Source organism: Agrobacterium sp. LEGMi-208b, assembly GCF_059511785.1.
The window spans coordinates 2,179,875-2,202,629 of record NZ_CM183446.1; the positions used below are offsets into that span (position 1 = coordinate 2,179,875).

General features: G+C 60.3%; 18 protein-coding genes. 9 read left to right on the forward strand and 9 right to left on the reverse strand.

What is annotated here, in order from left to right:
* The first annotated feature begins 12 nt into the window (after nt 1-12).
* The gene (locus AC5YUO_RS24460) at nt 13-1,464 is read left to right on the forward strand and encodes an aldehyde dehydrogenase (RefSeq protein ID WP_496155599.1); all 1,452 of its coding nucleotides are present in this window, start codon (nt 13-15) and stop codon (nt 1,462-1,464) included.
* A 30-nt stretch (nt 1,465-1,494) separates the two neighbouring features.
* Here AC5YUO_RS24460 and AC5YUO_RS24465 read toward each other — a convergent pair whose 3' ends face one another.
* Nucleotides 1,495-2,391: a choline sulfate utilization transcriptional regulator gene (locus AC5YUO_RS24465; protein ID WP_496155600.1), complete on the reverse strand. Its 897-nt coding sequence runs from the start codon at nt 2,389-2,391 to the stop codon at nt 1,495-1,497.
* 94 nt (nt 2,392-2,485) lie between these two features.
* On the opposite strand from AC5YUO_RS24465, the gene choX reads away from it, so the two are divergent.
* Both choX and betC read left to right on the forward strand, forming a co-directional pair.
* Nucleotides 2,486-3,439, forward strand: coding sequence for a choline ABC transporter substrate-binding protein (gene choX, locus AC5YUO_RS24470; protein WP_496155601.1), 954 nt, complete (start codon nt 2,486-2,488; stop codon nt 3,437-3,439).
* 14 nt (nt 3,440-3,453) lie between these two features.
* The gene (gene betC, locus AC5YUO_RS24475; protein ID WP_496155602.1) at nt 3,454-4,968 is read left to right on the forward strand and encodes a choline-sulfatase; all 1,515 of its coding nucleotides are present in this window, start codon (nt 3,454-3,456) and stop codon (nt 4,966-4,968) included.
* Nucleotides 4,969-4,983: 15 nt separating this feature from the next.
* Here betC and AC5YUO_RS24480 read toward each other — a convergent pair whose 3' ends face one another.
* Genes AC5YUO_RS24480 through AC5YUO_RS24505 form a run of 6 tightly spaced genes read right to left on the reverse strand, consistent with a single transcriptional unit; the run spans nt 4,984 to nt 11,496 of the window.
* Complete coding sequence (locus AC5YUO_RS24480; RefSeq protein ID WP_496155603.1) at nt 4,984-5,877, reverse strand: carbohydrate kinase family protein; 894 nt, start codon at nt 5,875-5,877, stop codon at nt 4,984-4,986.
* Nucleotides 5,874-6,914, reverse strand: coding sequence for an ABC transporter ATP-binding protein (locus AC5YUO_RS24485; RefSeq protein WP_496155604.1), 1,041 nt, complete (start codon nt 6,912-6,914; stop codon nt 5,874-5,876). Before AC5YUO_RS24485 ends, AC5YUO_RS24480 begins: the two co-directional genes overlap by 4 nt.
* Nucleotides 6,914-8,428: an argininosuccinate lyase gene (gene argH, locus AC5YUO_RS24490; RefSeq protein WP_496155605.1), complete on the reverse strand. Its 1,515-nt coding sequence runs from the start codon at nt 8,426-8,428 to the stop codon at nt 6,914-6,916. Before argH ends, AC5YUO_RS24485 begins: the two co-directional genes overlap by 1 nt.
* Nucleotides 8,429-8,432: 4 nt before the next feature.
* Entirely contained in the window at nt 8,433-9,275 is an 843-nt protein-coding gene (locus AC5YUO_RS24495) for a carbohydrate ABC transporter permease (RefSeq protein ID WP_174029945.1), read from the reverse strand.
* The gene (locus tag AC5YUO_RS24500) at nt 9,272-10,213 is read right to left on the reverse strand and encodes a carbohydrate ABC transporter permease (RefSeq protein ID WP_496155606.1); all 942 of its coding nucleotides are present in this window, start codon (nt 10,211-10,213) and stop codon (nt 9,272-9,274) included. The genes AC5YUO_RS24495 and AC5YUO_RS24500 overlap by 4 nt, the downstream gene beginning before the upstream one ends.
* A 17-nt stretch (nt 10,214-10,230) precedes the next feature.
* Nucleotides 10,231-11,496: a sugar ABC transporter substrate-binding protein gene (locus tag AC5YUO_RS24505; protein WP_496155607.1), complete on the reverse strand. Its 1,266-nt coding sequence runs from the start codon at nt 11,494-11,496 to the stop codon at nt 10,231-10,233.
* Nucleotides 11,497-11,744: 248 nt separating this feature from the next.
* On the opposite strand from AC5YUO_RS24505, the gene AC5YUO_RS24510 reads away from it, so the two are divergent.
* From AC5YUO_RS24510 to AC5YUO_RS24520, 3 genes are read left to right on the forward strand one after another with little or no spacing between them, the layout of a single operon-like run.
* A complete protein-coding gene (locus AC5YUO_RS24510; RefSeq protein ID WP_496155608.1) occupies nt 11,745-12,971 on the forward strand; it encodes an ROK family transcriptional regulator in 1,227 nt (408 codons plus the stop codon).
* Between the two features lie 19 nt (nt 12,972-12,990).
* Nucleotides 12,991-15,393, forward strand: a complete 2,403-nt coding sequence (locus AC5YUO_RS24515; RefSeq protein ID WP_496155609.1) for a PIG-L family deacetylase — start codon at nt 12,991-12,993, stop codon at nt 15,391-15,393.
* Nucleotides 15,390-16,301, forward strand: coding sequence for a DMT family transporter (locus tag AC5YUO_RS24520; protein ID WP_496155610.1), 912 nt, complete (start codon nt 15,390-15,392; stop codon nt 16,299-16,301). The genes AC5YUO_RS24515 and AC5YUO_RS24520 overlap by 4 nt, the downstream gene beginning before the upstream one ends.
* Nucleotides 16,302-16,312: 11 nt before the next feature.
* Here the strand turns inward: AC5YUO_RS24520 and AC5YUO_RS24525 are convergent, their stop codons facing one another.
* Nucleotides 16,313-16,780 carry a hypothetical protein gene (locus AC5YUO_RS24525; RefSeq protein WP_496155611.1) on the reverse strand — a complete coding sequence of 156 codons (468 nt, stop codon included), beginning with the start codon at nt 16,778-16,780 and terminating at the stop codon, nt 16,313-16,315.
* 74 nt (nt 16,781-16,854) lie between these two features.
* A complete protein-coding gene (locus tag AC5YUO_RS24530; RefSeq protein WP_496155612.1) occupies nt 16,855-17,748 on the reverse strand; it encodes an AraC family ligand binding domain-containing protein in 894 nt (297 codons plus the stop codon).
* 197 nt (nt 17,749-17,945) lie between these two features.
* Here AC5YUO_RS24530 and AC5YUO_RS24535 point away from each other — a divergent pair, with 197 nt between their 5' ends.
* The 3 genes from AC5YUO_RS24535 (at nt 17,946) to AC5YUO_RS24545 (ending at nt 22,755) form a co-directional block, all read left to right on the forward strand.
* On the forward strand, nt 17,946-19,412 hold the full coding sequence (locus AC5YUO_RS24535) for an alpha-glucosidase/alpha-galactosidase (protein WP_496155613.1): 1,467 nt from the start codon (nt 17,946-17,948) through the stop codon (nt 19,410-19,412).
* Nucleotides 19,413-19,516: 104 nt separating this feature from the next.
* A complete protein-coding gene (locus tag AC5YUO_RS24540) occupies nt 19,517-21,604 on the forward strand; it encodes an ABC transporter substrate-binding protein (RefSeq protein WP_496155614.1) in 2,088 nt (695 codons plus the stop codon).
* A gap of 143 nt (nt 21,605-21,747) precedes the next feature.
* The gene (locus AC5YUO_RS24545; protein WP_269709190.1) at nt 21,748-22,755 is read left to right on the forward strand and encodes an ABC transporter permease; all 1,008 of its coding nucleotides are present in this window, start codon (nt 21,748-21,750) and stop codon (nt 22,753-22,755) included.

The window sequence follows — 22,755 nt, forward strand, 5'->3', positions numbered from 1 at the left end:
AGGAGAAAGACCATGCAGACTGTCAATCTTTTCATCGGCGGCGATCATTGCCCGGCCGCGAACGGCAAGCGTTTCGAACGCAGCAACCCCATTACCGGCGATGTGGCGACGAGTGCTGCGGCAGCAACGGTGGAGGACGCCACCCGTGCGGCCGATGCCGCGGCCGCTGCCTTTCCCGTCTGGTCGGCAACCCCGCCCGGTGAACGCCGCCGCCTGCTCCTGGCTGCCGCGCAGGCGCTCCTCGCCGCCGGGCCTGATATCACCCAGGCGATGAAGGAAGAAATTGGCGCAACCGATGCCTGGGCCGGGTTCAACGTCAAACTGGCAAGCGACATGCTGGTCGAGGCGGCAAGCCTGACCACTCAGATCAAGGGCGAGATCATCCCCTCCAACCGTCCGGGAACCATGGCAATGGCATTGCGTCAGCCGGCAGGTGTTGTCCTGTCCATGGCGCCGTGGAATGCGCCTGTTATTCTCGGCGTGCGCTCCATCGCCACGCCACTTGCCTGCGGCAATACGGTTGTCATGAAGACTTCGGAACTCTGCCCGCGCACCCATGCGCTGATCATCGAAGCCGTCGCTTCCGCCGGTCTGCCCAAGGGCGTGCTCAACGCCGTCTCCAATGCGCCGGAAGATGCCGCAAAGATCGTCGATACGCTGATCGCGCACCCCGCCGTCAGACGCGTGAATTTCACCGGCTCGACCCGCGTCGGCCGAGTGATTGCCGAAACGGCCGGCCGTTATCTGAAACCCGCTTTGCTGGAGCTTGGCGGCAAGGCGCCGTTCATCGTGCTTGACGATGCCGATATCGATGCGGCTGTCGCGGCTGCTGCCTTCGGCGCTTATATGAACCAGGGCCAGATCTGCATGTCGACGGAGCGCATCATCGTGCTCGACAGCGTTGCCGATACATTTGTCGAGGCCTTTGCCAAAAAAGCTTCGAGCCTCACGGCCGGCGATCCGCGTGAGGGCAAAACACCGCTCGGCTCGCTGGTCAGCGCCGAAGCGACATCGCGCATCCGGGCGCTGGTGGATGATGCCGTCTCCAAGGGCGCGCGGCTGGTCGCGGGCGGCGGCGGCAATGGCACGATGGTGGATGCGATCGCCGTCGATGGCGTCACGCCCGCCATGCGGCTTTATGCGGAGGAAAGCTTCGGTCCCGTCGTCTCCATCATCCGGGCCGGCAGCATTGATGAGGCGGTGAGCATCGCCAACGAAACCGAGTTCGGTCTTTCCGCCGCGATTTTCGGCAGGGATCAGGCAAGGGCGCTTGCCATTGCCGCCCGCATCGAAAGCGGCATATGCCACATCAACGGCCCGACTGTTCACGATGAGGCGCAGATGCCTTTCGGCGGCGTCAAGGCCTCCGGATACGGCCGTTTTGGCGGCACAGCGGGCATTGCGGAATTCACCGAGCTGCGCTGGGTTACGCTGCAGGACGGGCCGCTGCATTATCCCATCTGAACCGCAAACGGTACAGGCGGGCGGGCGGCGTCATCGCCGCTCGTCGATCAGCCAGCCGGTGAGTTTTCTGACCGCGCTGTCGCTGCTTTTCGGCCGCATCAGCCAGTAGCCGCGTCCCGGTGCATCGAGGCTCGGGCCTGCCGTCACCAGCACGCCGGCCTCGAGCAACGGATCGACCAGTCCGGCCCAGCCGAGCGCGAAACCCTGTTCGCCGATGGTTGCCTGCACCACCATGGTGTAATTGTTGAAGCTGATATCGCCGCCATCATGCTCGGCACCGCGATGCACGCCGAAATGCTTGAAATAGGCAGTCCAGTCGAACCAGTGTGCCTGTGACGTGTTTTCGAGGTGGATGAGTTTATGGCGTGAAAAATCAGCGACACCCGCCGGTGCCGGCGTTTCCACCAGGAGCGCCGGCGAGCAGACCGGCGTGACCTTTTCCGAAAGCAGCAATACCGCTCCTTCGCCCGCCTCCTGCCGCGTGCCGAAAATCACCATCACGTCGCTGTCGTGTTTGCCCTGGCCGAGCGGATCCTGCGTGGCGACGATCTGGATGTTGATGTCGGGGTTGAGCGCGCGAAATCCGTGCATGCGCGGGATGAGCCACAGGGACGAGAAGGCATAGTCCGTGTGCAGACGGATGGTCTGCCGCTCCTCCGTCCGGCGAAGCTGCTGCGCCAGAAGGTCGATGGCGTCGACATTGCGAGAGACGATCTCGAACAGCCTCTGACCCTCCGTCGTCAGTTCGATGCCGCGATGTCTGCGCTGCACGAGCGCCACACCCAGTTCCTCCTCCAGCCGGCGAATCTGATAGCTGACCGCCGGCTGCGTCAGCCGCAGGGATGCAGCCGCCGCCGTCAGGCTGCCGCGGCGGGCAACCTCGGTGAAAATGCGCATCCATCCCAGATCAAGCGGCCGGTCTGACATTAAAATTCCTTATATCAACTATCGAAAAATACCCGCTTCACAGGCAAAAGCAACGTGGTGTTCAATAAACTGGATTGATAAAAGGGGAGCCGCAATGAAAACCATTTCTCATCTGCATCGCATCGCCGCCGGTCTTTTTCTGTCCGTGGCGGCCTTCTCAACCCCGCTTCAGGCGGCCGATGACGCGGCCTGCAAGACCATCCGCCTCAGCGATCCGGGCTGGACCGACATCACCGCCACCAATGGCGTTGCCTCCGTGCTGCTCGATGCCTTGGGTTATGACGCTGACGTCAAGACGCTGTCGGTGCCGATCGGTTATCAGGCGATGAAGAACGGCGAAATCGACGTTTTCCTCGGCAACTGGATGCCGGCGCAGAAATCCTTCGTGGACGATCTGAACGCCGCCAAGGCGGCCGAGGTGATGACGAAGAACCTTGAAGGCGCGAAGTTTACGCTGGCAGTGCCTTCTTACATGGCGGAAAAGGGCGTGAAGGATTTCGCCGATCTCGCCAAACATGCCGATGAATTCGAAAGCAAGATTTACGGCATCGAGCCGGGTGCGCCGGCCAACCAGAATATCCAGAAGATCATCGACGCCAATGATTTCGGCCTGAAGGGCTGGCAGCTCGTCGAATCCGGTGAGCAGGCGATGCTGGCGCAGGTGGAACGGGCGGGCAGGGACAAGAAGGCGGTAGTCTTCCTCGCCTGGGCGCCGCATCCCATGAATGAGAAGATCGATATCGCCTATCTCTCCGGCGGCGACGCCTATTTCGGTCCGAATTTCGGCGGCGCGGAAGTTTATACGCTCGCCCGCACCGGCTGGCCGCAGCAATGCCCGAATGCGGCGACGCTGTTCAAGAACCTGAAATTCGATATCGGCATGGAAAATACCCTGATGGGCTCCATTCTCGGTGGCGAGGATTCGAAGGCGGCGGCAGCGGCCTGGCTGAAGGCCAATCCGCAGGCGCTGGATGGCTGGCTGCAGGGCGTCACCACGCTGGATGGCAAGCCGGGTGCGGATGTTGTCAAAGGCAAGCTTGGTCTCTAAGCCGGAAAGTCGAAATGCCGCGTCCCAATATCCTGATCCTGATGGCCGACCAGTTCAACGGGACGTTTTTTCCCGATGGTCCGGCTGATTTTCTCCACGCGCCCCATCTCAAAACATTGGCGAAGCGGTCTGTCCGCTTCGCCAACACCTATACGGCAAGCCCGCTCTGCGCGCCGGCCCGCGCCTCCTTCATGTCCGGGCAATTGCCGAGCCGCACGCGGGTTTACGACAATGCCGCCGAATTTGCTTCCGATATCCCGACCTATGCGCACCACCTGCGGGCCGCGGGTTATTACACCGGCCTTTCAGGCAAGATGCACTTCGTCGGCCCGGACCAGCTGCATGGCTTCGAGGAGCGCCTGACGACGGATATCTATCCCGCCGATTTCGGCTGGACACCCGACTATACCAAGCCGGGTGAGCGGATCGACTGGTGGTATCACAATCTCGGCTCGGTGACTGGCGCAGGTGTCGCCGAAATCACCAACCAGATGGAGTATGACGACGAGGTGGCCTATAACGCCACCCGCAAGCTTTACGACCTGTCGCGCCGCCTTGACGACCGGCCGTGGTGCCTGACGGTCAGCTTCACCCACCCGCACGACCCCTATGTGGCGCGGCGCAAATTCTGGGACCTCTATGAAGACTGCCCGGCGCTCGACCCAGAGACGGAAGCGCTTTCCTTCGATGAACACGACCCGCATTCGAAACGGCTGCTGGAAGCCTGCGATCACGGGGCGTTCGAGATCACCGGCGAGCAGATACGCCGGGCACGACGCGGTTATTTCGCCAATATCTCCTATATCGACGAAAAGGTCGGCGAAATTCTCGACGTCCTGAGGGCGACGCGGATGGAGGAGGACACGATCATCCTCTTCCTGTCAGACCATGGCGATATGCTGGGCGAGCGTGGCCTGTGGTTCAAGATGTGTTTCTTCGAGGGTTCCGCCCGTGTGCCGCTGATGGTGGCCGCACCCGGTTGGCAGCCGGCTTTGATCGATGCCCCTGTCTCGACACTCGATGTCACGCCGACGCTGTGTGGACTTGCCGGGCTTGATATTACGTCACTCAAACGCTGGACGGATGGCGAAGATCTGGCGGCGTTGGCTCACGGGACCGGCGGGCGTGGCCCGGTGCCGATGGAATATGCCGCCGAAGGCTCGATAGCACCGCTCGTCGCCATCAGGGACGGGCGCTACAAGCTGTCGGTCTGCGAGGCCGATCCGCCGCTGCTCTATGATATCGAGGCTGATCCGGAAGAGCGCACCAATCTTGCCGGCGATCCCGCTTTCAGCGACGTTCTCTCATCGCTTTCCGTCGAGATTGACCGGCGTTGGCAATTGCCGGTGTTCGACGCCGCTGTTCGCGAAAGCCAGGCGCGGCGCTGGGTGGTTTACAAGGCGCTGCGCAACGGCGCCTATTATCCGTGGGATTACCAGCCTCTGCAAAAGGCCTCGGAACGCTACATGCGCAACCATATGGACCTCAACGTGCTGGAGGAAAACCAGCGGTTTCCGCGCGGAGAGTGAAACAGGCAGGATGCCTCAAGCGGCGGCGGTCACCCTCGGTGCACCGCCTGCCGCCTGCACGGCAAGACTGCCCGCAGCGACCCCGGCTTTGAGGCATTGCTGTTCGTCCTGTCCCTGAAGCCATGCATCGAGAAAACCGGCATTAAAGGCATCGCCTGCGCCAGTTGTGTCGATGACCGGGACGTTCTGGGCCGCGTTATGGTGAAGCCCGGCCGCAGAAGATACCCATGCACCTTCCGCGCCACCTTTGAGCGCGACGATGGGAAAAGCCTCCGCCAGTGTCCTGATGGCCGCCTCCGGGTCTGAATGCCCCGTGATCGCTTCCGCCTCCTCGAGATTGGGCAAAAACACATCGACGCCGGCACAGGCCTTGAGCAGGCCTTTGTCGTAGATCAGCGCTGCATCCCAACTCGGGTCGAGAGAGACTGACAATCCGCTCGCCTTGGCCCGCGAAACCAGCTCGGGAATTTCGTGCAGAGTCGCGAATTCGGCGATGTGCAGATGCCTCGCCTTGTCCCATGCAAAGGCAGCATCCAGCGTTGACGGCCGGGCGGCACCGGCGCGGTGCGTCAAAAATGCCCGGTCCTGACCAACCACCGTCGCGACCGTAACTTGAGGCCCGGCATCCGTTGCATGTTCCAGAAACTGCAGGTCCACGCCGCTCTGTGCCATTTTCTCACCGATATCTCGCGAAAACGTATCGGTGCCGAGCCTTGCCAGCAGTGCAACCGGGCGGCCTATATGGGCGAAATGTGCGGCGGCAATGAAGGCGCCGCCGCCAGCGGCAATTTCCATGTCGCGGGCAAACAGTTCCCGGCCGAGCACAGGCAATTCATCGAGCCCGGTGAAAATGAGGTCGCAATAGATCCGGCCGATGCTGATGACGGCTGTTTTTTCTGTTGTCATCATGCGCGGCCCAGAAGCTTTTCCGTTTTCGCATCGAAAAGATAAAGCGCGCCTGTTGTCGCCTGGCATTGCAACCGGCTGCCGACAGCGGGAATGGATTTGCCCCGGGCCGTGGCGATCACCGAGGTGGTGTCCGTATCCAGATGAACAAGCGTCTCCGGCCCCAGCGGCTCGACTGCCGTTACCGTTCCCTCAAGTGTAAACGTTCCCTGTGCAGCACCGTTCTCGCCGACCAGCAGATCATGCGGCCGGACGCCGATCAGAAGCTCACCGTTGGCGGAGGGCGCAACGCCGCTGGTTGTTTTGGTCCCTCGCAGCAGGTTCATCGAGGGGCTGCCGATGAAGCGGGCGGTGAAGATATCGACAGGTGTTTCGTAAAGTTCTGTCGGCGTGCCGACCTGCAGGATATGACCGTCCTTCATCACCACGATACGGTCCGCCATGGTCATGGCTTCCACCTGATCATGGGTGACGTAGACGGTTGTTGTCTTAAGACGTTGGTGCAAGCGCTTGATTTCAATGCGCATCTGCGATCTCAACTGCGCATCGAGATTGGAGAGCGGCTCGTCGAACAGAAAGGCTGCGGGATCGCGCACCATGGCGCGGCCGATGGCGACCCGCTGACGCTGGCCGCCCGACAGGGCCGCGGGACGGCGGTCGAGCAGGGCTTCAAGCCCCAGCACCCGGCCGGCCTCTTCGATGCGGCGGTTCTTTTCCGTCTTGTCGAGCTTTGATGTATAAAGCCCGAAACCGATATTCTGGCGAACCGTCATATGCGGATAGATCGCATAGTTCTGGAAGACCATGGCGATGTTGCGCTGTTTCGGTTCTTTCTCGTTGACGACGTTGCCGGCGATCTTCAGCGTGCCATCGGAAATCTCTTCCAGCCCGGCGATCATGCGCAGCGTGGTGGATTTGCCGCAGCCGGAAGGGCCGACAAAAACGACGAACTCGCCGTCTTCAATGGCGAGATCTATGCCTTTGACCGCTTCGACCTTGCCGTAGCGCTTCACGAGTTGATTGAGTTCGATTGTCGCCATTATCGCGCTCCCGTCAGGGCGGTGAATTTCTCTGCCAGTTCGGCGGCTTTCGCCGCTTCGTGATCGGCGAACCGCTGGGCTTCCGTCGCAAAAGTGCCGAGCCTATCGCGATATGCCGCAATCGCTTCCCGCATGGGTTCAGGCGCCGGGCCGCCAAAACGGGCGCGCACGGCGACAAAGTGTTCCGGCGAGACGATCTGCCTGAATTTGTCCTCGTCGATGCCGGTCTCGCGTCCCGTCAGTTCACTGAATGCCTTGAGGAACGGCTGGTAACCGTCATTCGGCAGATCGCCCTTCAGCGCGACGACGCTTTTGGCGACGGTCGCGGCAATTTCATGCGCCTGGCGGAACGACAGGTCTTCGATGCGGACAAGCGAATCCGCCAGTTCCGTGATGGTGATGCAGGATCGGCGGATGTTTTGGTCGACCCTTTCAGGATCGATACTGATCTGGCCAACCAGGCTGGCGAGCAGATCGAGAACCCGACCGGCAGAAGTGAAGGCTTCGTAACCCATGCCCTGGGTTTCGCCCTCACTGTCATTCATGTCGGTGAAGGGCGTATTGTGCATCACATCCAGCACGGTCCGCGCCCGGCCGAATGTCTGGCTGGCGAGGTGGCGCAGATGTTCGATCGGCACCGGGTTGCGTTTCTGCGGCATGATCGAGGAAATCTGCACCAGCGAATTCGGCACGTAGATCTGGCCGACCTCAAAACTCGTCCAGAACTGGAAGTCCTGAATAAGCCGGCCGAGATGCAGGAACATCAGTTCGATCGCGCCATAGGTCGCCGTCGTATAATCCACGGCGGCGATGCAGGAATAGGAATTGCGTAAGGGTGCGGCAAAGCCCAGCAATTCGGTAACCCGTGCCCGATCGATGGGAAAGCCCGAGGTCGTGATGGCGGCAGCGCCCATCGGCGAAAGATCGACGATGCGGCGTGCCTCCGCGAAGCGGTCGATATCCCGGATCAGCACCTCAATGGCGGCGGAGAGATAGTGGCCGAAGGTGGTGGGCTGGGCCGGCTGCCCATGCGTATAGGCCACGATCAGCGTGGATTGGTTACGCTCGGCGGCATCGATCAGCGCTTTCAGCAGAACACGCGCCTTGGCGGTGAGCGTGTCGATCTTGTCTTTCAGGCCGATCTTGAACAGCGTGTGATCGATATCGTTACGCGAGCGGGCCGTGTGCAGGCGGCCGGCGACATCGACGCCGATGCGGGCTTTCAGTTCTTTCTCGATCAGAAAGAAGAAATCCTCGACTTCGCCGGTATAGACGAGCTCGGAGGGCTCGATGGTCCTGTCGATATCCTCAAGCGCGCCGGCGATCTTCGCCGCTGTTTCGGCATCGAGAATGCCGGTCTCGCGCAGCATGACCAGATGAGCGCGGTCTATGCGGCGGAAGCCGTCGACATGGTGGTTCTTGGCGCCGTCGAAAAGCGGGCGCAGCACGGTTTCCTTGTAGACAGGGTCGGGAAACTTGCTGCTATCCGACTGGCGCGGGTTGGTATCGGCCATGATATTATCCTTTCAGGCCCGCCAGCATCACACCGCGCACGATGTAGCGTTGCAGGACGATGAAGACGATGAGGGTAGGGATGGTCGCAATGGCTGCGCCCGTCATGATCATTTCCCACTGAATCTGCTGTTCCACGGCAAAGCTCGAAAGACCGACGGGCAGGGTGTAGAGTTCCTTGCTAGTCGTGACGATCAGCGGCCAGAAAAAGGCTGTCCAGTTGCCGAGGAAGGTGAAGATCGCGAGCGCGGAGAGCGCCGGCGTCACCAGCGGCAGGGCGACTTTCCACCAGATCTGGAATTCGTTGAGCCCATCAACGCGCGCAGCCTCGATGAAGTCGTTCGGAACCGTCTCGAAGAACTGCTTCATCAGGAAGGTGCCGAAGGCTGTCATCATGCCCGGGAACATGATGCCCCAGTAGCTATCGAGCCAGCCCAGCTGGCTGGACATCAGATACCAGGGAATGACCAGCATTTCTGTCGGTATCATCAGCGTCGAGAGGATGGCGAGGAAGATGAAATAACGGCCGCGAAACTCGAATTTCGCCAGCGTGTACCCGACCAGACTGTCAAAGAAGCAGTTGGACACGGTGACGATGACCGCAACCAGCATCGAGTTGAAGAACCAGCGCAGGAAACGGCCATCGGCCATGACGGTGATGTAGTTCGCAAGCGTCGGCGCGGCCGGAATGAGACGTAGATCGTAAACCTGATCCGCCGTCTTGAACGAGGTCGCGAACATGAAGAGTAACGGCGAAATCATGATCAGGCCGCCGATGAACAGCAGCGTCCAGGCGAGAATGCGGCCGGGGCGGATACGGGCGTGGGAGAGTGGCGAGGCTTCGCTCATTTCTTTTCCCTCAGGACCCAGAGCTGGATCAGCGATACGACGAGAAGAATGGTGAACAGGACAACCGTCTGCGCGGCGGCATAGCCCATCGCATAGGAATTGAACGCGGTCTGGTAGATCATCAGCACCAGCGGTTTGGTGGAACCGAGCGGGCCGCCCGGATCATTGGTGGTCATGTTATAGACCTGGTCGAAAATGCGCAGGAAGCCGATCGAGGAAAACACCACGAGGAAAACGGTTGTGGGTTTCAGAAGCGGCAAGGTTATCTTGCGCAGGATCGCCCATTCACCCAACCCGTCGATGCGGGCGGCTTCGTAAAATGTCGTCGGAATGGCGCGCAGCCCGGCCATGAAGATGATGATCTGGAAACCGAGGCCAGCCCAGATGGCGGTTACCATGACGGAATAAAGCGCCTGATCGGTGGAGCGAATAAAGGGCTGCTGGGGAATGCCGATCATGCCGAGCATGTCGTTGATGATGCCGATGGGTGGCGGCTGATAGAACCAGCGCCAGACCCAGGCCATGGCGGCAGCCGTGGTGAGGTAGGGCAGGAAATAAAGCGCGCGGATGAAACCGTGCAGAATGCGCACCCGGTCCAGATAAAACGCGATGACGAAAGCCAGAACGAGGCTGATCGGCGTACCGACGATAAGATAGGCAAAGGTGTTCTTGAACACCTTCCAGAATTGCGGGTCCTTGAACAGCTTGACGTAATTGGCGATGCCGATGAACTTTGCCGGCCTGAGCAGGTCCCAGTTGGTGAAGGACAGATAGAAGGCCTGCAGCGTCGGGTAAAAGCGGATGACGCTGTAAAACAGGATCGGGATCGCCAGAAAACTCCAGATCCACAAAAGCCGTTTGGTGCGCATGGAAAGGCGATCTCCAAAGGAGCCGCCGGGGCGGCCGGATGCCGCCCCCTGTTGATCTATCGCTGTCATTGTTGGACCTGCGGTTTTCAGGGTTTCGCCGCGTCGATGATTTCCTGCTCGGCCTCGGCGGCCTGCTTGATGGAATCTTCGACCGACTGACCTTCGAGAAGCACCCGGTTGGTCATGTCGATGGCGTTCTGCCGCTGGGCGGCTTCATCCATGAACAGCGTCGTATGGGCATATTCCAGACCCTTCAGGAACGGCGCGTAGATCGGGTCCTTCAGGTTTTCTTCGGTCAGAGCCGCAGAGCGGCGTGCCGGCAGTTCACCCACCGTCTTCAGCCAGATCGCCATGGCTTCCGGGGAAGAGATATAGGCGAGGAACTTCTTGGAAGCCTCAAGCTCTTCACCCGTCGTCTTGGCGCTGATGCCGTTGGCGAAATAGCTCGCATAGTTGGAGCGGATGTTCTTGTCGTTGGTGGGAAGTTCGGTCACGCCCCACTCGAAATCCTTGATGGTGCGGAACGAGCCCAGCCGGAAGGTACCGTCGATGGTCATGCCGGCCTTGCCGGCGCGAAAGGCGGCCTGGCCTTCATCCATGAAACCCACCTGGCCGATCTTCTTTTCAAGCTGCAGGCTGGTATAAAATTTCAGCGCCTGAATACCCGGCTCGCTATTATAGGTCACTTTCTGATCGTTGTCGGCATAGGGCTCGCCGCCATATTGGCGAATGAGGACTTCACGCCACCACTGGTGGTCCTGGCCGCCCATGTCGAGCGTGGAACCTGCAACTGTCAGGTTTCCGGCGGCGTCGTGTTTGGCGATCTTTTCCGCTGCGGCAACGAATTCGTCGAGCGTCTTCGGCGGATTGGCGGCGTCCAGACCGGCCTCGGTGAAGAGCTTCTTGTTGTAGAAGAGCGCCAGCGAACGAACCGCCGTCGGCAGGCCGTAATAATCGTCACCGCGCTTCATGGCGCTGACGATCGGGAAGAATTCGCTTTCGATCTTGTCATGCGGGAAGGCGTCGGTCGGCAGTGGCTGCAGGATGCCGCCGGCCGCGAACTTGTCCAGCCAGCCATAGAACAGCTGCATCACATCAGGGCCCTTGCCGGAAAGATTGGCGGCGATGACGCGCGTCTGGTAATCGGCGTAAGGGAAGGTCACCTGCTTGACGGTGATGTCAGGATTGGCCTTCTGGAATTCCGCGATCAGCTCATCCATGGCTTTTACGCGTGTGTCGAAGACATATTGCCAATATTCGATTTCAACCGCCTGGGCGGCGTTGAATGCAAATGTGCTGAAACCGGCGACCAAGCCGGCGAACAGAGTTGCCCTGCGCATGTAACCCTCCATTTCCTCCGTCCGGTCTTCCGGATGCGGAGTGATCGTTCCCTTTATCCGCGCTTTCGCGCGCGCTCATCGACTCGGCCGGCAACGGGATTTTTCGTGTCCCATCCCCCATGCGAGCCTGACCCCCGGTCGTTCTCTACGGTTCTCCGAACACGGGCGTTTGTCAATAAGATAATTTACTTGAATTATTATATTGCGCTTATCGTCATTTGGACGTTATGAATTTTCTAAGGGACGGGGAAATTGAAGAGATGACGGTGCACACGGTGGATGCCTATCCCGTAGCAATCGGAAAAAATCCTGAGCGGAGCCGCGAGCATAACAGGCGAGTCGTCCTCGACCTCGTCCGGCGGCACGGTTCGCTCGGCCGCGCCCAGATCGCCAAGATCACCCACCTGACAGCCCAGGCAGTCGCCAACATCGTCGATGAGCTGGTGGGCGAGGAGTTGCTGAAGGAACTCGGGCGACGGCGCACCGGCAGGGGCCAGCCGCCGATCCAGTTCGCCGTCAATCCGGATGGCGGCGCGACGATCGGCGTGGAAATCGCCGCCGACCATATGGTCACCGTCGGCCTAGATCTGGCCGGCATGCTGCGCACCCATCGCGTCACGCCGCTCACGGACACCACGCCGGAGGCCATATTCAAGACCTTCGCCGCCGAGCATGCGGCTGTTGCGAAAAATCTCGGTTGCAGACTGCTTGGCACCGGCGTCGTCATGCCCGGTCCCTTCGAGATCGATGGCATGACCTCGGTCGGGCCAACGACCCTTTCCGGCTGGGGTGGCATCGATGCCCGCCAGATGCTGAGCGATGCCTGCGGCCAGCCGGTGGTGGTGGAAAATGACGCGACGGCCGCGGCCGTCGGGGAGCGCCTGTTCGGTGCGGGGCTGGCGATCCCCAATTTCTGCATGATCTATTTCGGCGTCGGTATCGGTCTTGGCATCATTCAGGATGGCTCGCCCTATCGCGGCGCTTTCGGAAACGCCGGCGAAATCGGTCACGTCACCGTATCGCCGCGGGGCAGGGCCTGCCCTTCCTGCGGGCAGAAAGGTTGCCTCGAAGCCTATGCTTCCGTGTACGTGCTGAAGGAAAAGCTTGGCCATGCCGGTATCGCCGATACGGAACTTGGCGATCTTGAAGCCCTGTTCAAAGCCGGCGATCCGGTCGTGACAGAGTGGATCGACGATGCCTCGGCCCATCTCGCGCCGATGATCGCCATGCTGGAGAATATTCTCGATCCGCAGACTGTCATCCTCGGCGGCGCGCTGCCGGAGGTCATCATCAGCGACATCATTCAGCGCATGGGGGATTTGCCGACCTCGGTCGCAAGCCGGCGGCAGCGGGAACTGCCGCGCGTCATGCACGGCAAATCCGGGCAGTTGACCGCCGCCCTTGGCGCTGCGGCACTGCCGTTGTTCGACATCGTCACACCGAAACTGGAGACATCCCCGGGAGCCGCAACACAGGCGCCGGGCTGAATATTGGAGGAGACCGCCCATGCTTACCCCCCGCGAACGCATCGAACGGCAGATGGCCGATCCTTGGCTCGTTCGCCTGCACCGCAAGCTGAGCGCGCTGAAATCCACCGCCACCGTCATGCATACCGGCGCGCATCCGGATGATGAGCAGAACGGCCTTCTTGCCTATTTTCGCATGGAACTGGGCATACGGATCATCATCGCCTGTTCGACACGCGGTGAGGGCGGGCAGAACGCGCTGGGGCCGGAGAGGCTGGGGGCGCTCGGCGTCATTCGCTCGCGGGAACTCGAAGAGGCCGCCCGTGTCATCGATGCCGACATAAGCTGGCTCGGCCACGGACCGGCGGATATGATCCACGATTTCGGCTTCTCCAAGGATGGCGACCAGACCTTCGGCCGCTGGGGACAGCAGCGCATCGTCGAGCGGCTGGTGCGGGCCTATCGCAAGGAGCGGCCCGATATCGTCATCCCGACATTTCTCGATGTGCCGGGGCAGCACGGGCATCACCGCGCCATGACGCGGGCTGCAAGAAGCGCGATTGCGCTGGCGGCCGATCCTTCCGCTTACCCTGAACATTTCTCCGAGGGGCTGAAGCCCTGGAAGGTGGCGAAGTTCTATCTCCCGGCATGGTCGGGCGGTGGCGATACCTATGATGACGAAGTGCCGCCGCCGGAAACGACGCTGACGATCAATGCGGCCGGCAGGGAGCAGGCGACCGGTGCCGAATATGACCGTATCGGCGAATGGTCACGTTATTACCATGCCTCGCAGGGAATGGGGCACTGGCCGAAGCGGGCGCAGGAACTCTGGCCCCTTCATCTCGAACTCACTGACGCCGCCAATCGAGAAGAAGGATCAATCCTCGACAACCTGCCATCGGCGCTTGCTGCCCTTGCCGGCGTTGCGGGGCTTGATGCCGAATCCCGGAAAGCGCTGGTCGAGGCCGAACAGGCCATCACCAGGGCGATTGCGGCCTTTCCCGACACGCGGGAAATCACCAGATCGCTGCTGGATGCCGCAGCCCTTCTGCAAAAGGTGGATGAAGCCGCGGCGAGCGAATTCACGGACTTGCACGGCCACAGGATCACGCGCAAGCGGGCCGAGGTCGATGCTGTCATTCTGACGGCGCTTGATCTTTTCGAGCGGGCCTATGCCGAGCCGGCGGAGATCGTTCCGGGTGGGGAAACGTCGCTTTATGTGGAGCTTTCCGACCGGGCAGCCGAATTCGATGTCAAGGTGACGCCGGTCCTTCCGAGCGGAGTGTCGTCGTCCATCAGCTCGTTGGGACAGACGGTTGTCTTTTCTCTCACGGCCGATCAAAGCGCGGCTATCTCGGGTCTCTATCAGCCGGACTGGAAAGCGGCAGGCGGCAACGGCCATGGTTTCGTACGTGTGGCTGCAAAGCTTGAAGGGCGGGAGGTTTGCGCCCTCTTCGATCTCGAAGAACCGTTTTTCGTTATGCCGGCGCAGTCGCTCACGCTTTCGCCGGATGCTTTTCTCGTTCCGCTGGGACAAGGCCGGGACACACATGTGTTTCAGGCCCTCGTGAAAGGCGCGGATACACCACTGTCATTCAGGAGCGCCGGCGGCTGGAATGTGCAAAAATCGGGAGATGACTGGATTGCCGAACGCACGGGCGAGGGCGCGGCGGGGCTTGCACAGCTTGAGGCGATTTCCGGTTCGCAGCCGGCCTTTCAGATCACCCCCATCGCCTATCCGCATATTGGCCGGGCGCGGTTTCTTGCGCCATCCGTCATGAAAATCCTGTCGCTGGACCTCAAGCTGCCCAAGGGCGCGCGGATCGGTTATGTCGGCGGCGGTGCGGACCGGGTCGGCTCATGGCTGCCGCGCATGGGTCTCGATGTCACCGAACTCGACGCGCAGGCGCTCGGCGGCGATCTCTCGTCTTTCACGACAATTGTCGTCGGCATATTCGCCTTCGGCATCCGCAGGGATCTCACTGCTGCGACGGAGAAGCTCCATCGCTTTGTTGAAAACGGCGGCCATCTCGTCACGCTCTATCACCGGCCGACCGACGGATGGAACCCGGAGACAACGCCGGTCCGGCATCTTGAAATCGGCAAACCGTCGCTGCGCTGGCGGGTAACGGACCCGAAGGCGGAGGTGACGGTGCTGTTGCCCGACCATCCGCTGCTTGCCGGGCCCAATGTCATCGATGCCGCCGACTGGGCGGGCTGGGACAAGGAGCGCGGGCTTTATTTCGCTTCGCGCTGGGATGATGTCTATGAGCCATTGCTCGCCATGCATGATGTTGACGAGCAGCCGCTGAAGGGCGCGCTGGTCTCGGGCCTCATCGGCAAGGGCCGGCATACCCATACCAGCCTCGTGCTGCATCACCAGATGGACAAGCTTGTACCGGGGGCGTTCCGCCTTATGGCCAATCTTGTGCAACCGGCGTGAATGGCGACGGACACAGTGAGAAACAGGAAAACCCGCGCGAAACAGATACGCGCGCGGGTATCGGCTGGCTGTTGCTGGACATGACGCTTGTTGCGGGAGGAATGACGGCGCTCGTCAAGGCGCAGGGCGTTACCTATCCCGCTTTCCAGCTTGTCTTCATCAGGGCGATGATCGGCCTCATCTTCATCCTGCCTTTGATCTGGCGGCATAGGATGGAGATGCTGCGTGTCAAATATCCCTGGCGCAACCTCTTCCGCATCTGCTGCAACGCCATCGCGCTCACGAGCAATTTCATCGCCATCACCCTGCTGCCGCTTGCCACCGTTAACGCCATCGGCTTCTCCCGACCGCTGGTGACGATGGCGATGGCGGTTGCCTTTCTCGGCGAAAGGGTGAGCCGATATCGCTGGGCCGGAGCCTGTCTTGCGTTTGCTGGCGTGCTCGTCGTCATCGGGCCGGGTGGGGCGGAGTTTAACGCAGGCGTGCTTGTTGTCCTTGTGTCAGTAGTGTTCGGCGCACTTGCCGTGATCCAGACCCGGGCGCTGCGGCAGGAAAACACCACGGTCATGATGGTGTTTTATACCGTCGGCCTTGCCGTCATCACCGCCGTTCCGGCGATCTGGACGTGGAAGCCGGTTGCGCCGCTCGACTGGGGTCCGCTGCTGGCCATCGGGCTTCTGGCGCAGATGGGGCAATATTGCTTCCTGCGGGCCTATCGTATCGCCGATGCCAGCGTTCTCGCACCCGTCAGCTATCTCTCGATCCTGTTCGTCACGGCTGTTGGATATTTCCTGTTTGATGAGGTGCCGGAAACCCGCGTCGTGCTCGGCATTGCCATCATCCTCGTTTCGTTGCAGTCCACCGCACTTGTGGAATATGCCCTGAAGACGCTGCGCCGCCGGAAATAACGGAAGCGCCCCTACCTCTGGAATTCCATGACCCTCAGTCGGATCCAGTTCAAGGTCGCGAGTTTGGCGCGATCGTAAAAGGAACGGGCGAAGCGCACATAACGCATGATCCAGGCGAGCCAGGCATAGGTGAGGAGCTTTTCCCTGCCCGCGTGATAGATGCGTTCGACGATCAGGAAGGTTGCCAGATGGGCTAGGATCGTCAGGCTGATCCCGGTCTTGATTGCGCCGTGGGCAATCAGGAGAAGGCCGACGATCTTCATGGGTTCGGCAATGGCGAAGGGCACGGCAAGACAGAGCAGGATGGCGAGACGCGGCAAGCCGGCAATCCGGTTTTCCAGTCGCCTGATGAATGTCAGGCCGGATATGGTCCTGATAATGGGCCGGTAAAGCGGCCGGAAAATGCCGTCGAGGATCAGGGCAAATACGATGATTGCCCTGATTGGAAAGACGAGGATCGTGCGGATTTTGCTGTTCACCTCAGCCGGTCTCCAAAAGTGGTTGTACCATCCATCCTTAATCGCCTGAAACGTGGCAAAACGAAGTTGTTTTTTCAGGTTCCGTCCTGCCGTACACTCGCATACATGCCGGTGGTGCGAAATTCGCTGGGGTTGGTGCCATAGAGCCTGCGAAAGACCTTGGAAAAATAGTTCGGGTCCTCGAAACCGCACAGTACGGACACTTCCTTGACGGGAATATTTCCGGCTGTCGTCAGCAGTTTTGCCGCACGCCGCAATCGCCGCTGCAGTACGAATTCAGCCGGCGGCAGCCCTTCGCTCGCCGTGAAGATGCGGGAAAAATGCGCGCGGCTGAGGCCGGCCACCGCCGCAAGGTCGCTGACCGAAAGCCGCTCGCCGAGATGGCTGTCTATATAGCTCAACACCTGCTGCAGGGTGCGATATTCACCGCCGAAAGAGGGATGCGAGCCGAAGACATCGTCATAAAGCGTCATCGCCGCCTCATAGGCCACGGCGGAGGCGGCTCCCGGCGTTTCCGCGCCATTGACCAGGCGCGAGCAACATTCGGCAAGGTGATCGACGGTTTCGGGCTGGAGCTTGAGGATTGGGCCGGTGACGGCGAGGATGTTGCGGTGAATGCGCAGGGCCTCTTCGCCATTCATGGAAATCCAGAAGAACTCCCATTCCTTGCCGTCTTCCAGCCAGTAGCGGTGATTATGCGGGATCAGCAGCAGCAGGGTTTCACCCGGCTTCACTACATAATGGCGGTTCTCGTAACGCAGGTTGCCCTGTCCGCCGATGCAATATTGCAGCACCGTGAAAGGCGTCTGGCCGCGCTTGCGTCCATCCCAGTCATAATTCCCGCCTCGGCGGATTTCATAACCGCTGCTGGTCGGCATGGTGTGCAGCGTCTGGCGGCCGCGCGGTAGCGAGACGGTGCGCATGCCGGATCCCTGAACGATTAAATCGCGCAGCACAAAATTACCCATGAAAGCATAATCCTTCTCTGGTCCTATCCGTCTTTATACGCATAATCCCGATCCGAGGAGACAGCCAGCGGGATATTGCTGCTGAAAAATAGGGAGTAAGGCCGGTTTTCCGGGATTCTCAAGGGTATTTTTCTGCAGCGTCATTTCATGATCCCCAGGCCCGTTTCACCCGTTCGATTTGCAACAGAGGTGGCGTTATGAGTTTCAAAATCGCTATTATTGGCGCAGGCAGCGTCGGTTTCACGAAAAAACTGTTCACCGATCTCCTGTGCGTGCCGGAATTTCGCGATATCGAAGTCGCGCTCACGGATATCAGCCAGCACAATCTCGATATGATCAAGGCGATCCTTGAAAAGATCGTCGAGGCCAATGGTTTCCCGGTGAAGGTGACGGCCGATACCAATCGCCGCCGGGCGCTGGAGGGCGCGAAATATATCATCAGCTGTGTGCGGGTCGGCGGTCTGGAAGCCTATGCCGATGATATCCGCATTCCGCTGAAATACGGCATCGACCAATGCGTGGGCGATACGATCTGCGCCGGCGGCATCCTCTATGGCCAGCGCAACATTCCCGTCATTCTGGATTTCTGCAAGGATATCCGCGAAGTCGCAGCACCGGGTGCAAAATTCCTGAACTATGCCAACCCGATGGCCATGAACACCTGGGCGGCCATTGAATATGGCAAGGTGGATACGGTCGGTCTCTGCCACGGCGTACAGCACGGTGCGGAACAGATCGCCGAAATTCTTGGCGCAAAAAGCGTGTCCGAACTGGATTACATCTGCTCCGGCATCAACCACCAGACATGGTTCATCGATCTAAGGCTCAACGGCCGCAAGATCGGCAGGCAAGAGCTGGTCGCCGCCTTCGAGGCGCATCCGGTCTTCTCGCAGCAGGAGAAGTTGCGCATCGACGTGCTGAAGCGTTTCGGTGTTTATTCGACCGAAAGCAACGGCCATCTCTCGGAATATCTGCCGTGGTATCGTAAGCGGCCGGAGGAAATCGCCCGCTGGATCGACATGTCCGACTGGATTCACGGTGAAACCGGCGGGTATCTGCGCCACTCCACCGAAACGCGCAACTGGTTCGAAACCGAATTCCCGCAATTCCTCGCCTCGGCTGCCAAGCCCATCGATCCGGCAAAGCGCTCCAACGAACATGCCAGCCATATTCTCGAGGCGCTGGAGACGGGACGTGTCTATCGCGGCCATTTCAACGTCAAGAACAACGGCGTCATCAGCAATCTGCCCGCCGATGCCATCATCGAGTCGCCCGGCTTCGTCGACCGCTTCGGCATCAACATGGTGTCGGGCATCACGCTGCCGGAAGCCTGCGCTGCCACCTGCATGGCCTCCATCAATGTCCAGCGCATGTCTGTGCATGCGGCGGTGAGCGGCGATATCGATCTGCTGAAGCTTGCCGTGCTGCATGACCCGCTGGTCGGTGCCGTCGCCACGCCGGAAGAGGTCTGGCAGATGGTGGACGAGATGGTCGTCGCGCAGGCGCGCTGGCTGCCGCAATATGCCGATGCCGTGCCGGCGGCGAAGGAGCGGCTTGCCAAATCCAGCGTCAAGACCCGTGACTGGGCGGGGGCTGCGCGCCGCAACGTGCGTTCCATCGAGGAATTGCGGGCCGAAAAATCGGCGCTGAAAAAGGCTGTTTGAGGAAAAGCATGGGAACAGGCTGGCGGCGAAAGGGAGTTCGCCGCCCGGTCGCAACGATCACAGAGGGTGGGCGGTCGAAGAGCTGCCATTTGGGAGGAATGACGATGTTACTTCAACGCAGGATCGGTATCATCTCGGCACTGGGACTTGGTGTTTCGATGATCGCACTCAATGCGAATGCCTTCGAGACCACCACGCCGCCCGAGCCGCCGCAATTTCCGGCCGAAGGCAAGATCAATTATGTCGCGCGCGATTCGATCCTCGAATTCAAGGCGCTGCCGAGCTACAGCGAACCCGACTGGATCACCGAAAAATTCGAGAAGGCCGGCAAGCTGCCGCCCTTGAAAGAGCGCCTGCCGGAAGAGCCGCTGGTCTACAAGACCGGCAACATGCCCGACGGTGTCGGCGTTTACGGTGACACGATGCGCCATGTGGTCGGCGGCCGGCCCGAGGGCTGGAACTACATTGCCGGCCAGAGCCAGGGCTGGGGCGGCATCGATATCGCCCTTTCCGAATGCCTGACGCGCACCGCGCCGCTTTTCCAGGTGGATGCCAAGGACACCGAACCGCTGCCCAATCTGGCCAAAAGCTGGGAATGGTCCGAGGACGGCCACAAGCTGACGATGCATCTGGTTAAAGGTGCCAAGTGGTCGGATGGCGAAGCCTTCAACGCCGATGACGTGATGTTTTATTGGGAAGATGCCGTCGTCGATCCCAATGTCTCACCGCTCGGCGGGGGTGCGTCGCCCGAGGCTTTCGGTGAGGGAACGACGCTCAAAAAGATCGATGATTACACCGTCGAGTGGACCTTCAAGGCGGCTTTTCCCAAGCAATATCTTTACACGATGGCCTATCCGAGCTTCTGCCCCGGACCGTCGCATATTCTCAAACCCCAGCATCCGAAATATTCCAAGAACACCTATAACCAGTTCAAGAATGCTTTCCCGCCGGAATATATGAACATGCCGGTGATGGGCGCATGGGTGCCGGTCGCCTATCGGCCCGATGATATCATCGTGCTCAGGCGCAATCCCTATTACTGGAAGGTCGATGAAAAGGGCCAGCAGCTGCCCTACCTCAACGAGGTCCATTACAAGCTTTCCACCTGGGCGGACCGCGATGTGCAGGCCGTGGCGGGATCGGGCGATTTCTCCAATCTTGAGCAGCCGGAAAACTTCGTCGCCTCGCTGAAGCGCGCCGCAGACCCCAATGCGCCGGCCCGCCTTGCCTTCGGGCCGCGGCTTATCGGCTATAATCTGCAGATGAATTTTTCCGCCAATGGCTGGGGCAATCCGGATGAGCGCGGACAGGCGATCCGCGAACTGAACCGTAACGAGGTATTCCGTCAGGCCGTGACATCGGCCCTCGACCGCAAGGCGATTGGTGACTCGCTGGTCAAGGGGCCTTTCACGGCGATCTATCCGGGCGGCATTTCGTCGGGCACCAGTTTTTATGATCGCGCCTCCACGGTCTATTATCCCTTCAACCTCGAGGCCGCCAAGGCAGCACTTGCCTCTATCGGCCTGAAAGACACCGATGGCGATGGTTTCCTGAATTTCCCCAAGGAAACGCTGGGTGGCCGCAACGTCGAAATTACCCTTCTCGTGAATAACGGCTATGCGACGGACAAGAGCCTCGCGGAAGGTCTCGTCGGCCAGATGGCGAAACTCGGCCTGCGCGTTGTCATCAACAGCCTCGATTCCAACCAACGCGATGCCGCCCATTATGGCGGGCAGTTCGACTGGCTGGTGCGGCGCAATTCCACCGAGCTTTCATCCGTGGTGCAGAATACCGAGCAGCTTGCTCCTGTCGGCCCGCGCACCAGCTGGAACCACCGCTCGCCCGAAGGCAAGGAGCTGGATCTGATGCCGTTCGAGAAGGAGATGGCCGATCTGGTGCGGAAATTCATCTCCTCGCAGGACAATGCCGAACGGGCCGAGCTGATGAAGCAATATCAGAAGGTCTACACGCAGAACCTCTATACGATTGGTCTCACCGAATATCCCGGTGCGCTCATCGTCAACAAGCGCTTCTCGAATGTGCCGCAGGGTACGCCGATCTTCATGTTCAACTGGGCTGAAGACGCCATCATCCGCGAACGCCTGTGGGTCGCGGCCGACAAGCAGGGCAAATACGAACTTTTCCCTGAGCAGCTTCCCGGCAAGCCGGGCGAGGGCGGCCCGATTAACTGAAGCATATCCGGGAAAGGCGGACACCGCTTTTCCTGACGGAAATGCGAAACTTGAAGAACTCCTCCCGGAGAACACCCGGTACCGGTCGCGCGTGAAGCGCGGCCGGAGACACACGGCCCATCCAAACCGAGGAAGACCGTTCGATGCTGAGATTTCTGACGATACGTGTAGCATCCGCCATTCCGGTGCTGTTGATCCTGAGCGTGGTGACTTTCGCCATCATCCAGGCGCCGCCCGGCGATTATGCCGATTACATCCGCTCGCAGCTTATGAACCAGGGCGGCGCGTCCTTCGAACAGGCGGAAGCGCAGGCGCAGGCCTATCGTGTCGAACACGGGCTCGATCAGCCGCTTGTCGTGCAATATTTCAACTGGATCGGCGGCATCGTGACCCGCGGCGACTTCGGTTACAGCTTCTATTACAACAAGCCGGTTGCCGATGTGGTTGGCGAACGCCTGCCGCGCACGATTGCGCTGGCGCTGGTCTGCCACATCTTCGCATCCATCCTTGGCATCGCTTTCGGCATCTGGGCGGCCACACGGCAATATTCCTGGGTCGACAACCTGCTCTCCACCATCGCCTTCCTTGGCATGACAATCCCGCGCTTCCTGATGGCGCTGATCCTCGTCTATCTCATGGTGTTTCATTTCGACGTGTCGGAGATCGGCAGCTTCTTTTCGCCGCAGTACGGCGGTGCGCCGTGGTCGTGGGGCAAATTTGTCGATCTCGTCAGCCATGTCTGGCCGGTGGTCGCCATCGCCGTCTTCGGTGGGCTGGCCTATAATATGCGGGTGATGCGCGGCAATCTGCTCGATACGCTGAATGCGCAATATGTCGAGACGGCCCGCGCCAAGGGGCTTTCGGAAGGTGCGGTCATCATGCGCCATGCCGTGCCGAATGCCGTCCACCCGCTGGTCATGTATCAGGGCGTCGTGCTGCCCTACATGCTGAGTGGCGAGATCGAGACTGCCATCATCTTCGCGCTGCCGACTGTCGGCCCTGCCATTGTCGGCTCCATGGCGGTGGGCGATGTCTATGTCACCGCGACTTTCATGATGGTGTTGGCCGCGACGCTGATCGTCGGCAACATCATCGCCGACATGCTGCTTGCCATGCTTGACCCACGCGTTCGCGAATTCGGGAGGGCCTGA

Coding starts and splice junctions, on each gene's coding strand:
- AC5YUO_RS24530 (WP_496155612.1), bottom strand. CDS start 17,748: ATGGGTAATTTTGTGCTGCGCGATTTAATCGTTCAGGGATCCGGCATG.
- AC5YUO_RS24505 (WP_496155607.1), bottom strand. CDS start 11,496: ATGGAGGGTTACATGCGCAGGGCAACTCTGTTCGCCGGCTTGGTCGCC.
- AC5YUO_RS24480 (WP_496155603.1), bottom strand. CDS start 5,877: ATGATGACAACAGAAAAAACAGCCGTCATCAGCATCGGCCGGATCTAT.
- AC5YUO_RS24495 (WP_174029945.1), bottom strand. CDS start 9,275: ATGAGCGAAGCCTCGCCACTCTCCCACGCCCGTATCCGCCCCGGCCGC.
- AC5YUO_RS24545 (WP_269709190.1), top strand. CDS start 21,748: ATGCTGAGATTTCTGACGATACGTGTAGCATCCGCCATTCCGGTGCTG.
- argH (WP_496155605.1), bottom strand. CDS start 8,428: ATGGCCGATACCAACCCGCGCCAGTCGGATAGCAGCAAGTTTCCCGAC.
- AC5YUO_RS24540 (WP_496155614.1), top strand. CDS start 19,517: ATGTTACTTCAACGCAGGATCGGTATCATCTCGGCACTGGGACTTGGT.
- AC5YUO_RS24500 (WP_496155606.1), bottom strand. CDS start 10,213: ATGACAGCGATAGATCAACAGGGGGCGGCATCCGGCCGCCCCGGCGGC.
- AC5YUO_RS24465 (WP_496155600.1), bottom strand. CDS start 2,391: ATGTCAGACCGGCCGCTTGATCTGGGATGGATGCGCATTTTCACCGAG.
- AC5YUO_RS24510 (WP_496155608.1), top strand. CDS start 11,745: ATGACGGTGCACACGGTGGATGCCTATCCCGTAGCAATCGGAAAAAAT.
- AC5YUO_RS24515 (WP_496155609.1), top strand. CDS start 12,991: ATGCTTACCCCCCGCGAACGCATCGAACGGCAGATGGCCGATCCTTGG.
- choX (WP_496155601.1), top strand. CDS start 2,486: ATGAAAACCATTTCTCATCTGCATCGCATCGCCGCCGGTCTTTTTCTG.
- AC5YUO_RS24535 (WP_496155613.1), top strand. CDS start 17,946: ATGAGTTTCAAAATCGCTATTATTGGCGCAGGCAGCGTCGGTTTCACG.
- AC5YUO_RS24485 (WP_496155604.1), bottom strand. CDS start 6,914: ATGGCGACAATCGAACTCAATCAACTCGTGAAGCGCTACGGCAAGGTC.
- betC (WP_496155602.1), top strand. CDS start 3,454: ATGCCGCGTCCCAATATCCTGATCCTGATGGCCGACCAGTTCAACGGG.
- AC5YUO_RS24460 (WP_496155599.1), top strand. CDS start 13: ATGCAGACTGTCAATCTTTTCATCGGCGGCGATCATTGCCCGGCCGCG.